Genomic DNA, 11,613 nt, shown 5'->3' with positions numbered 1-11,613 from the left:
AATTATGATTTCGATACGGTCTTCGGCCTACTCAACCACCGCGGTGGTCGAGTGCCTGCAAAACAGGTGTATCGAGACCGCTACATTCCAAACCACTGCGCAGCTGTCTGGTCGGCGGTCTGCAGCAAGACTACCAGAGGGTTCTGGAGAAAATTTGAATAGTTATAGGTTTCACTTTCTGCCAGATCTGAAAAGCCCATGTGGCGGCTTACTGCTTCCATTACCATTCTGTTTTTAATGATGGAAGGAAGAATTTCAATCATCATTAAAACAGATTCATTTCCATGACCAAGATTACGGTTGTCGTTAAGTGTTTTATAGAAAGGCTGTTTTATCCAGTTTCCGGTGATGTCTTTAGTGTTGCGATACTCTACTCCATAAAAGCCGGTTTTGCAGAAGTCGTGGCAGAGGGCGGCAACAAAGATGTCGTAGGCACGAACTGTGTACTTACTTGCCTCTGGCGAAGTGTAAAAGTTTTCAAGAACAGTATGAGCGAACTCAAGAGACTGCTTAATTACCATGAGTGTGTGAAGACTAAGTCCTCCCTTAAAGTTTCCATGGAAACGTGTAGAAGCCGGTGCTGTCCAAAAGTCGGTGTGGTCAAGCCAGTCTTTCATGCTTGCAGCTTCAGTTGCATCTTTCATGATGTAGTCAATCATTTCTGTGATACATGGTTTTACTGCTTCAATATTACTTTTACCATCCGGCTGGCATGGTGAAAATTCGTTGTAAATGTCGAGAAGTTCGTTTACTTCTGTGTATAATTCTTGTCTTGCATTTGATTCCATTTATTTCTCCTATTATGATGTCATTGCGAGGAGCGTAGCGACGTGGCAATCTATTCATTATGGATTGCTTCGCACTTTGTGCTCGCAATGACGTTTCAATCAAGTATTGTAATTTCTACTCGTCTGTTTAATGCTTTTCCTTCCGCCGTATCGTTAGGAGCTATAGGCTTTTTACCACCACTGCCCTTGCAGATAAAGCGTTCGCTGCCAATTCCTCGTTTAGCAAGGGCTGCCGCAATGGAATCAGCTCGTTCTTTAGAAAGCTTCAGCTCTCCGGCTTCGTAGCCTGTGCTTGCGGTGTGACCTTCAATCAGGAATTGGGCGCCGTCTGCGAGCTTTAAGATCTCTGCGATCTGGTCAAGGCGTTTTTCTTCACCAGGGAGAAGTTCAGCGCTGTCTGCTTTGAACTGCAGGTTTTGTATTGTAAGGCGGATTCCGGCCTCTGTGTTGTCTACAGAAATCGGAGTAGCTTTATGAGCTGCCTCTGTTGCCTGATGTTCTTCAATTTGTTTCTTTAGTTTTTCAGTTTTAGTCTTTGAATCTTTTTTATCAGGATTTCCACCAGAAACCCATTCACTTGTGTTTACCGGTTCCCAGTCATCATCTTTGTCTGAAATTGTAGACGACTTAACAACTTCTTTTACAACAGGTCGCTGTAAAAGCTTTTCTGCCCCGTCATCATCAAGCAGTTCCATTCGCTTCAACGCTGCAATCAACTTACTTCTGTCTATAGCCGGCGGATATTCAGTAAAAAGTGAAATAGTTCCCTTAAACTGATATTTATTTCCATCAGCATAAGCAAAAGTCTCATCAACATTATCACGGATTACAAGCGCTGCGCCTGTAGCTTTACTTACAATAATAGTAGCCTTGTGACTTCCCTGAGCATAAGAAAGCTCTTTGTCTCCGCCCCAGTCTACATATATTGTAGTTCCGCCCATATTGTAGCGGGTTGCCCACTGAGCAGAAATAAGATAAACCGGCTCTCCATTATAAAGGTCATCACCAGTATAAGTGTACTGAACATAAATCGGCATTTTAGTAACAATACCTTTTGAAAGCGGATCCACTGCTCTCGTTGCCTTTGCTTCCCAAACATCACCCTTTTTCAGTTTATGAGAAGAATAAGCCGGAAAGCTTCTGAAACTCGGGTACCCGTTATCAACAAGCATTGTAAGATTGCCATCATCGTTAATTATAAAAGAAGACGGAATTGCATCATGAATGCCAAGCGCTACCTGAGTCTTGTTTCGGTTAGTGTCCTGATCTACAAAAAAATCCCCTTCGTAAACAAGCCCTTTATCTGTCCAGCTTGGAATAATAAAAGCAGAAACAATTTTACTCTGAAGCCCTACATACTTACCGTTTTGGTAAACACGCAAATCGCTGCGCTCTGTAAATTTATAATTACGGCTTCCTTTATACGAAATTGTTTCACTTCCGTCGTCAGTAATCTCTCCCAGTGGATGATTTATTGCGGATTGCCCCATAAGTAAAAAAACAAGATTAAAATTTAAGATGATAAAAGCAAGCCCGATCTTTTTAATTCGGGACAATCCAAAAAGTTTCATTTAGATACCAAGATCCTCTCCAACAAGAATAACCTTAATGCGGCCTTCTGGCTTACACATACGGGTTTCTACAAACTGACAGCAGATAGAATCCGGGCTAAGGCAGTTTGCACATTCACCGGTAAGTGAACAAGGTGCCTTAGAATTTGGAAAGCGCATATTGTTTACGGGAGCCGCATAATTTCGAACACGTGAATAAGCAGCTTCCATATCTTTTACAATTTTATTCATTCCGGCAATAATCAGAATATTTTTAGGACCATAGCAAAGCGCTGCCACGCGGTTACCCTTTCCGTCGATGTTAAAGAGCTCTCCGTTTTCTGTAATGGCGTTAGAGCTCATAAGAAAGGTTCCGCAGTTCAAAGCCTGATGCATAAGCTCTTCACTTTCTTCAGGGCTTTTTGCAGTAGCACGGTCAATGATTTTATAGCCTTTATCAGCCAGAAGTTTTTTGATTCCCAGTGTATCAACAGTCATCGTTCCACCCCAGCTTACAGAGTGGTCCGCAGGAATCAACTCCAGAACCTTAGTTGCAACATCCTTACTATCAGAAATATAATAAGCCTCAAAGTGGCGTTTTTTAAGCGCCTCAACAACCTTAGGCCCAGCTAAGTCGTTTCTCTTTTTTAATGGTTCTAACATGTCATTGTCCTCAAACTCTTATAAAATTATTGTTTATTATACAATAAAAAATCATACAATTCTATTGTTATTACCTGATATTTAGGGTAAACTATCTTACTTTATTATATTTATCACACAGCGAATTCGCTGTTTCGTAGTGGAGAACGTTTATGTCGGAAAAAGGCACAAATCAGTATTACATTACCAGACAGGATTCCACAGAATCTAATGCCCGTAGCTACCCGCGAAAATTTCCATTCGCAATTGCTAAAGCAAAAGGCTCATGGGTTGAGGACGTAGAAGGAAACAAATATCTGGATTTTTTGTGTGGTGCGGGAACTTTAGCACTCGGCCACAATGATGACGAAGTAAACAAGGCAATGGTAGAGCTCATCACATCTGATGCTCCCCTTCACACCCTTGATTTAACCACCCCTGTAAAAGATGAATTCGTTGAAACGATACTTCGCCATCTTCCTTCTGAATTAGGAAATAATGCGAAAATTCAATTCTGCTCACCATCAGGAACTGATGCAACAGATGCTGCAATTAAGCTCTGTAAAACTGCAACCGGCCGTTCATCTGTAATCTCCTTTGCCGGCGGTTACCACGGAATGGGACAAGGCCCTCTTGCCTGCATGGGAAATCTCCATGCAAAAACTGCAGTTAATGGCCTTATGCCTGATGTACACAGCTTCCCTTACCCTTATGCTTACCGTGATCCTTTTGGACTTGGCGGTGATGCCGGTGTAAAGGCTGCCTGTAACTTCTTTGAGCGCACTCTTAAAGACCCTGAAAGCGGAATTACAAAGCCAGCCTGCGTAATTCTTGAACCAATTCAGGGTGAAGGCGGAGTTATTCCTGCCCCTGTTGAGTTCTTACAGACTGTACGTCGTGTAACAAAAGAACTCGGCATTCCTCTTATTGTAGATGAAATTCAGTGCGGTATGGGACGCAGCGGTAAGCTTTTTGCTTTTGAATATGCTGATATTATACCTGATGTACTTTTGCTTTCTAAGGCAATCGGCGGCTCTCAGCCAATGGCAGTTGTAGTTTATAACAAAGAACTCGACAAGTGGACAGCCGGAGCACACGCAGGTACCTTCCGTGGTAACCAGCTTGCTATGAAGGCCGGAACAATTGTTTTGAACCGTGTTTCACAGCCAGATTTCCTTGCTGATGTAGTTCGCAAGGGTGATTTGATGCGTGCAAATCTTCGTGAACTTCAGAAGAAAGTAAGCATTATCGGTGATGTACGTGGTAAAGGTCTTATGGTTGGAACCGAGTTTGTTGATCCGAAAGGAAGTCCAGATTGTATCGGAAGCCTCCCAGCCAGCGGCGAAATTGCCGGCGCTGTACAGAAGCTCTGCTTCCAGAACGGCCTTATCGTAGAAAAAGGCGGCCGTAACGGTGCAGTTATGAGATGCCTTTGTGCGCTGAACATTACTGACGAAGATCTTAACAAGGCTTGGAAGATTTTTGAGAAGTGTGTTTTGGAAATTAACGAACAGTATAAATAATTGACTGTGACACCCCCGGTAGTTTCGACAAGCTCAACCACCGGGGGCATTTTATTTTAAAAGGAATAATTCATGGAAGAACTTTTCTTAACTTGTGAAAAATCAAATAAAAAACTTTATAACAAACTCCTCAAGCAGACCGCAAAAGCAATTTCTGATGCCTTTGTAAATGAGTCTGCCTACTCTGGACCTACTCCAGACGAGCTTAAAGCAATTGTTCGCCAGGACAGCATTCTCCCGGAGCATGGACTTGGTTGGGATAAGGTTTTTGAACTCACTAAAGAAAAGGTTCTTCCTAACCTGCTTCGTACTCCTTCAACTGAGTATATGCCCCATCTTCATGGGCCTTCACTCTTAGAAACTATTGCTGCAGAAACAATCATTTCTACCTTTAATCAGTCTATGGACAGCTGGGACCAGTCTCCGGTTGCAACAGAAATTGAAGTTGAGACAATCTGCCATCTTTGCAAGCTGTACGGCTACGACGAAACTAAAGCAGACGGTGTATTTACCAGCGGTGGCAGCCAGTCTAACCAGACAGCACTTTTGCTTGCCCGTGACTGGTACTGTAACAAGCATCTGAATTACGATATTAAAAAATATGGAGTTGATGAAAAATGTTCAAAGCTTCGTATGTATACAAGCGAGATTTCACACTTCTCTATGGAAAAGTCCTGCCATATTATGGGACTTGGTTATAAATCAGTTGTAAAAGTTCCTGTAGACAGCCGCAAAAAAATGGATGTGGCTGCTCTTCGTTCACTCATTGAAGAAGACATTAAGGCTGGAAATATTCCATTCCTTATTGTTGCAACAGTTGGAACAACAGATTTCGGAAGTATCGACCCGCTTGAAGAACTCTGCCAGCTTGCCCGCGAACACAACATGTGGCTTCACGCAGATGCCGCTTACGGTTCAGGTGTAATAATGAGCGACAAATACCGCAGCCGTGTAGCAGGCCTTTCTCTCTGCGACTCAATCACTGTAGACTTCCACAAAATGTTCCTGATGCCGATTTCCTGCAGTGCAGTTCTTCTTAAAGACGGTTCAACCTTTGATGCCCTAACAATTCACGCAGACTACCTCAACCGCGAAGAAGATGAAGAAGACGGCTACACTAACCTCGTAGACAAATCTATGCAGACAACCCGCCGTTTTGATGCCCTCAAAGTATGGATGAGTTTCCAGACAAGAGGCCGCGACGGCTGGAGCAAAATCATCACAACCAGCATGGATAATGCCGCATACCTTTACAGCATTCTTCGCAACGACTCAGACTTTGTCGTAATCACAGAACCGGAAATCAGCTCAGTTGTATTCAGATATAAAGGAAAAGACGAAAACGCTGACGGTGCAGCCCTCGACGAAATCAACAAGAAGGTTCGCCGTTCATTGATCCACGAACACGGAACAATTATCGGCCAGACAGTAAGCAGTGGTCGTGTATGTCTTAAGTTCACACTCTTAAATCCAAGAATCACACATGAGAAATTAGATTCTTTGCTTGAATTAATAAAGAATATTGCTAAAACAAAATAACACTGTAGACATTTTTTTTTGAAATTACGTAACGAAAATAAGAACTCGCTGAGGCTCATAATTCCCCGCCGAAGCGAGTTTTTATTTTCGTGGGAGTAATTTCAAAAAAAGAGATTTACGCTTTTATTTTTTTAACTGGGATTATAGTAAAATTAATACTCTTTTCAGTTTCACGTCCAGGTTCAATATTGATGTCCCAGAACAACGCTGAAGAATAAGTTAAACCAACCTGCTCAATCTTTTCCTGATTAAAGCCCGGTCTATTAACTTTGATTGGTGTATGGCAGTAACTGCATTTTTCGTTCGGTTCAAATACAAAAGAGATTCCGTTAGGTTTGTCTGAAAGGCGTACAATTTGAACGTTAGTTAATTTACCCTTCTTATTCAGCTCCTGAGTAGACTTTTCTGTATCAAGCGAAACAACATCTCCATTATCAACAGTTTCAATACTAAAACCAGATTTCTTGGTAGTAACAAACGAGATGTCACAAATATTTGATTCAACTGCAAACTTTGCGTTCAATGGTTTATCGCTTTCGTTTTTGATAATGTACTGAACATACATTCCGGTTGAGTTAATCACATATTTTTTTCTGAGGTAAACAGTCTGTCCGGTTGGCTTCCATACAGCACGTGCGCATAATTGTACTTCATGATGCTGTCCAGAATATTTGAGCTGTGAATACTGAATGCGTGAGAAAACTCCGTCACCTGCAGGCTCACCGCGAACATAAAGATCAAGCTGAGAATCTGTAAAAAGATGATCAACAAAGAATCCGCGGTCATAGCTGTCTTCATATCCATCAAAATCAAAATGACGCTTAAGATTATCTGAATAATTAAAACAGTCTTTAATTACATCTAATTCAGGAACGCTTCCGCCTGCTAAAGAGATGTATGCAAAGTACTGCTCCATTCGGCAAACGTATTCATCAATACCATCATTATCATAATCAAAACAAGTTACAGATTCCTTAAAAGTTCCGTCACTGCGGAGCATTTTTTCTGCTTCTGTAAGATACTTATAAGCCTGCTGACGGTATAAAGAATTTCTGAGAGGTTCAGAAGAAGTGCTCAAAAGAGACATTCCGTTTTGTGCCTGCCAGAGTTTTTCTCTTGCAGTTTTCTTTCTCATCTTGTCTGATTTATACTGATTTACCATAAGGCTTGTAAACATCATTCTGTTATAAAGCTTCTGGCTTGCCGGGAAGGCAAACATATAATCATAAATTGTGTTAGGGAATTTATTGCGGGTATCGTTATTTGCACGCTGAATTACAGCAGAAACTTCATCACTAATTCCAACCGGAACGTATGACGAAATCTTCATTTTTACTCCGCTGGTTCTAAAGGCATTCAAAGTTGTAAGCTTTACGCGGCCTTCTTTATTTTCATCAATATATTTTCCAAGTGCTTCAAACCATTTACACTCATTTAATTTTGCAGCCTGCTGAGGTGTAAGTGTGATGGCAATAATTCTGTCTGCATCAAGCTGAACATGAGTATCTTTCTTTTCTACTTTGAGAACGGCTTTTTCAATATTGTAAATAAACTCTTCGGCAAGCATTTCTGAGTCTGGCTGAAGTTCATTGTAATATGGGAAAATATCAACATTCTTTCCAAGATCACTCATAAAGATTGGAAGAAAGCTTCTCTTAGAATCTGGTAAAAGAGAATTGTTTAAGATAACGTATTCAATTCCACAGGTGTGAATATTGTTTACAAGTGAAGAATCCCAGCAGTCCTGGAAAAGAGTCATACCGCGAGGGCGTTTACCAAAGGTCTGTCTGATTTCTGATGTAAGAATGTCTATCTGGCCGTTACGGTCTACTGAGTTTAAAAGAGGAAGCAGCGGATCATTATATGCACCACCAAGAATTTCAACCTGCTTGCGGTCTACGAGTTCACGGATAATTGTAATGAGTTCGTTTTTGCGTTTCTTAAAGAATTGAATTTGTGCGCCGGAAAATGCAAATGATAATGGGAATGAAGGATGAGAGTATAAATATTTAATAACCGGCTTATATATTGTTTGAAAGCTTTTTTCTAAAACATCAGTATTTTCTGTGCAAACAGTAACTGATTTTACAATGAAGCTGACGTATATTGAACCCATTATCCTTTATACGGCACCCCACCAAGCAGCCAGTATTCTCTCCTTCTTAAATTTTTTTAATAAATACCCTTCCCCAAAGGTATTACAATTCAGACAGGATCTATCTGAAACGCCTTATCATTCTATAACAATATTCCCATATTTTAAAGTCTTTTTTGTCATTCCAGATAATATTTTCTTCAGATTTATACTTTGAACAGGAAGTCATTTCATCTGATTTGTTATCGCAGACAACAATTTTCTTTGTATCAGAAGGAATAAGATCAATAATATTCTGAGGACAGATTGAAACACATTTACCACAGCCACAACAGTTGCTTGTAATGATGGCTGTCATGTTTTCAATTTTGATTGCTTCCTGAGGACAGATTCTGACACAGTCGCCAAGTCCAAGGCAGGCATATTTGCAGTCCAATGCTGAACCGAAAACTGTTTTTGCCATTACACAGGTATACTGGCTGTTGAACATTGTCATATCAAGCTTGCACTCTTTATGGCATGAACAGAAAACAAAAGCTTTTTTATCTGAAGGAACATACTTCTTTTCTTCAGGAAGAATTACCGGCGATAAAGTTAGTGGTACCAGCGGATCTTCTTTTGTCTTATCTGCTTTTGTGATTGAGGGAATGAGTATATAAAGTGTAAAAAATGAAAGCAGAATGAGTAAAAGTAAAAATATGATTAATAATATGATTTTTAAAATCACTTTATTACCTCCGGATTAAGCCATACGATATCCCATACAGAAAGTAAAAGAATTAAAACTGAAAGGAAGAAGAAATAGAGGCTGTAATATTTTTCATCGAGCAGTCTTCCGTTGCTGCAAACACGTCTGCGGAATGTGAGACTGAAAGGTATGATAATTAACATTGAAAGCAGGCTGCTCAAACTGATAAACAAAGTAAAAAGTAAGGTCGAACTTTCTGCAATCGAAAGAAGGATTACTAAGTATGAGACGGCGAACTCTGCGGTGTTGCGGCCTGTTGTGAGACGGACAATTCCACCAAGGAAGGTGCTGAAAGTTGCGAATACGATAAAACAGATGAGAGGATACAACTCGGTGATTTTTAATGGCACTAACAGATAGTAGGTTATGAGCCAGGAAATCACTGCAGAAGAAACAATTGAAATTGAACACTTTACATAAAAGATTGTTTCCTTGAATTTTACAATTCCAATTTCTGCAATCTTGTTAATTCCAATTCCGTAAATTAAAACAACAGAAGAGAATAATGAATAGTAAAGGAATGTATAAAGATAAATCATTTTTTCTCTCCTCTGCTTGTAAGAATTCTTACCTTGTTACGAAGGAACATAATAAAGTAAATGATAAGACTTGTAAGAATAAGTGCTCCCGGAATAGAAGCAAAGAAAGTAAAGATACCAATCTTATCCGGATTGAATAATACCTTTTCAAAGATTCTGTGATTTCTTCCAAAGAATGTAAAGGTTCCGTATCCGGCAACATCTCGGAAAAGGAAGAATCCCAAAATAATCAGAGAGAAAACAACAGTACTCAAAAGATTTGCCTTAAGTCTTACAGCGAGCGGTTCTTCGTTGTCTGTAAAAAGTGTATGTATAAGATATACAGATACAGGCGGAATATACAAAACAAAACCTAAGGTCAAGGCAATTTCTGTATATGTGAGTACGAGAATCTGTCTGTATAAAATTGTAATGGCAATCATAAAGAACATTACAAAGTAAGTTCTTATTTCATTAAATTTAAGTTTTGATACAAGTGAGTTTATGAGTATTCCCAGAAGCTCAAGAAAGAAAAGCTCTATTACAAGTGTTAAACCGCATACGAATCTTCCGGTTGCTGGAATTGTGAGCATAAGGAAAGATGCAATATACATAAATGATTTTTTCTGTTTCATAAATTATATCTCCCTTCCCCTATTTCAAAAGTTCCATAATTCGTTTATTCCAGTACTCTACACGTCTTCCGTTAAAGGAATTGGCAAGCTGTACAGCACCTCTTCCATGTAATGAAGAATAGCCTTTGAATACTGGAACTCCGGTATTATCAATAATGTAGATTCCGGCATGTGGTCCATAGAAAGTCTGGATTCTTATAATTACAAACTTACAGTTTTCACCACTCTTTTTATTGCGGCCGTCGAAACAAGCCGCTCCTGTTGAAAGCGGATTATTGATTCTGATTGATTTTCCTACTTCCCAGGTATCAGGTTCTGTTTCTGCAAGTGTATATTCAATTGCAGCCTTAAGATTCTTTTCCCAGGATTTCTGAGAAACTTTAACTACATAAATAAGAATTCCAAAAACAATTGAAACTATCAGAATAAAAATTGCGTAATTAATAAAAAAGTTTTTGTAAGAAATCTGCTGTTTCATTATTGTGCTCCTGTTTCTGCAGCAACCTTAGCAGAATATTTTGAAATAACTTTTCCGGTAGAAAGGTCATTCTTCTTTTCTTCAAAGATACGGATAACCATACAAATAATATTAGAACAGATAATTGTATAAGCCATTCCAACAGGAGAAGTTCCACAACCAATAATTGCAAAAGCAATAATTCCTGTAATTACTCCAAGTAATATTTTTCCAAAAACAGTTACCGGAATTGTTCCATACCACTGGATAAGGAAAACAGAACTAAAAAGAATTCCACTTGTAAGGAGAGCTAAAATCATATCTCCCTGATTGAAGTTTCCTCCAAAAAGATAAGGAACAAATAATCTTACAAGCAGTGCATAAACAAAAAGGAACAGTGAAGAAATAATCATTGAAAACGCATTATCAGAAAAGAGAACAATTGATGAGATAATGGTAATCAGATTAAATCTGAAAGCAGGAATTACTGAATTACTGTCCCACAGCAAAGAAACAAAACCTTCTGGAATTGAGACATTTGCAAGGCTGAAAATGTTCTTATTGAGGAAGGCTGTTATAGGGCTATCAAAACTATAGGTTGGAAAATATCCATTCTGGATAAGATAAACTGAAGAGTTTCTCAATGGAAGAATATCTGAGTTTACTGCAAACTGTGGAAAATATTTTTTACCTACATACCATGCAATAATAACTGCAATTGCCGGTGCATTTATCCAGCTGTTTACACTCTTAAAAATAATGCTTCTTGTAATGAGAATTGTTGCAAAAGAAATTACAAAGGTTGTAATTAAAGGAAAGTTTTCCGGAAGGAGCATTCCAATCAGAATACCCTGAATGGCAATGTTCATAATATTATATACCGGTTCTTTTTTAACATAATAATTGATTACTGCGGCTGCAATGGAACCGATTAAAGAAACCATTACTACAAAGAAAGCGTGCATACTTCCTGTAATTATGAGCATGAGAATCTGGATGCTCAGTAAAACTAACAATCTGATAGAAACTGAGGAAATTGAAGGTATATTGTAAATAAAAGGCTTTACAGAAATTCGTGTATTTTTAAGTTTCTTTTCTTTATATTTTTCGTTCATAAA

11 protein-coding genes are annotated in these 11,613 nt (G+C 39.2%); 2 read left to right on the top strand and 9 right to left on the bottom strand.

Features of this window, described 5'->3' with window-relative positions; all coding sequences use genetic code 11:
- Nucleotides 1-80: 80 nt before the first annotated feature.
- The 3 genes from BM161_RS04145 to BM161_RS04135 all read right to left on the bottom strand — a co-directional run bounded on the left by BM161_RS04145 (nucleotide 81) and on the right by BM161_RS04135 (nucleotide 3,001).
- Nucleotides 81-788, bottom strand: coding sequence for a hypothetical protein (locus tag BM161_RS04145; protein ID WP_074930674.1), 708 nt, complete (start codon nucleotides 786-788; stop codon nucleotides 81-83).
- A 95-nt stretch (nucleotides 789-883) separates the two neighbouring features.
- Nucleotides 884-2,278: an OmpA family protein gene (locus BM161_RS04140; RefSeq protein WP_177206202.1), complete on the bottom strand. Its 1,395-nt coding sequence runs from the start codon at nucleotides 2,276-2,278 to the stop codon at nucleotides 884-886.
- An 81-nt stretch (nucleotides 2,279-2,359) separates the two neighbouring features.
- Entirely contained in the window at nucleotides 2,360-3,001 is a 642-nt protein-coding gene (locus BM161_RS04135; RefSeq protein WP_074930672.1) for a lactate utilization protein, read from the bottom strand.
- 152 nt (nucleotides 3,002-3,153) lie between these two features.
- Between BM161_RS04135 and BM161_RS04130 the strand changes: the two genes are divergently transcribed.
- Entirely contained in the window at nucleotides 3,154-4,503 is a 1,350-nt protein-coding gene (locus tag BM161_RS04130; RefSeq protein ID WP_074930671.1) for a diaminobutyrate--2-oxoglutarate transaminase family protein, read from the top strand.
- A gap of 72 nt (nucleotides 4,504-4,575) precedes the next feature.
- Entirely contained in the window at nucleotides 4,576-6,042 is a 1,467-nt protein-coding gene (locus BM161_RS04125) for a pyridoxal phosphate-dependent decarboxylase family protein (RefSeq protein ID WP_074930670.1), read from the top strand.
- A gap of 115 nt (nucleotides 6,043-6,157) precedes the next feature.
- Here BM161_RS04125 and BM161_RS04120 read toward each other — a convergent pair whose 3' ends face one another.
- The 6 genes from BM161_RS04120 to BM161_RS04095 form a co-directional block, all read right to left on the bottom strand.
- Entirely contained in the window at nucleotides 6,158-8,158 is a 2,001-nt protein-coding gene (locus BM161_RS04120; protein ID WP_074930669.1) for an alpha-amylase/4-alpha-glucanotransferase domain-containing protein, read from the bottom strand.
- 100 nt (nucleotides 8,159-8,258) lie between these two features.
- On the bottom strand, nucleotides 8,259-8,864 hold the full coding sequence (locus BM161_RS04115; protein ID WP_074930668.1) for a 4Fe-4S binding protein: 606 nt from the start codon (nucleotides 8,862-8,864) through the stop codon (nucleotides 8,259-8,261).
- A complete protein-coding gene (locus BM161_RS04110; protein ID WP_074930667.1) occupies nucleotides 8,861-9,424 on the bottom strand; it encodes a hypothetical protein in 564 nt (187 codons plus the stop codon). The genes BM161_RS04115 and BM161_RS04110 overlap by 4 nt, the downstream gene beginning before the upstream one ends.
- Nucleotides 9,421-10,038 (bottom strand): hypothetical protein, encoded by a 618-nt coding sequence (locus BM161_RS04105; protein ID WP_074930666.1) that lies wholly within the window; start codon nucleotides 10,036-10,038, stop codon nucleotides 9,421-9,423. Before BM161_RS04105 ends, BM161_RS04110 begins: the two co-directional genes overlap by 4 nt.
- A gap of 19 nt (nucleotides 10,039-10,057) precedes the next feature.
- Nucleotides 10,058-10,516 carry a hypothetical protein gene (locus tag BM161_RS04100; protein ID WP_074930665.1) on the bottom strand — a complete coding sequence of 153 codons (459 nt, stop codon included), beginning with the start codon at nucleotides 10,514-10,516 and terminating at the stop codon, nucleotides 10,058-10,060.
- Entirely contained in the window at nucleotides 10,516-11,610 is a 1,095-nt protein-coding gene (locus tag BM161_RS04095; protein ID WP_074930664.1) for an RnfABCDGE type electron transport complex subunit D, read from the bottom strand. The genes BM161_RS04100 and BM161_RS04095 overlap by 1 nt, the downstream gene beginning before the upstream one ends.
- Nucleotides 11,611-11,613 lie beyond the last annotated feature (3 nt).

This window comes from Treponema bryantii (genome assembly GCF_900113965.1).
In the GTDB taxonomy this organism is placed as follows: Bacteria; Spirochaetota; Spirochaetia; order Treponematales; family Treponemataceae; genus Treponema_D; species Treponema_D bryantii_A.
The sequence above is the reverse complement of the archived record's forward strand: the minus strand, read 5'-3'. Positions and strand labels throughout refer to the sequence as shown.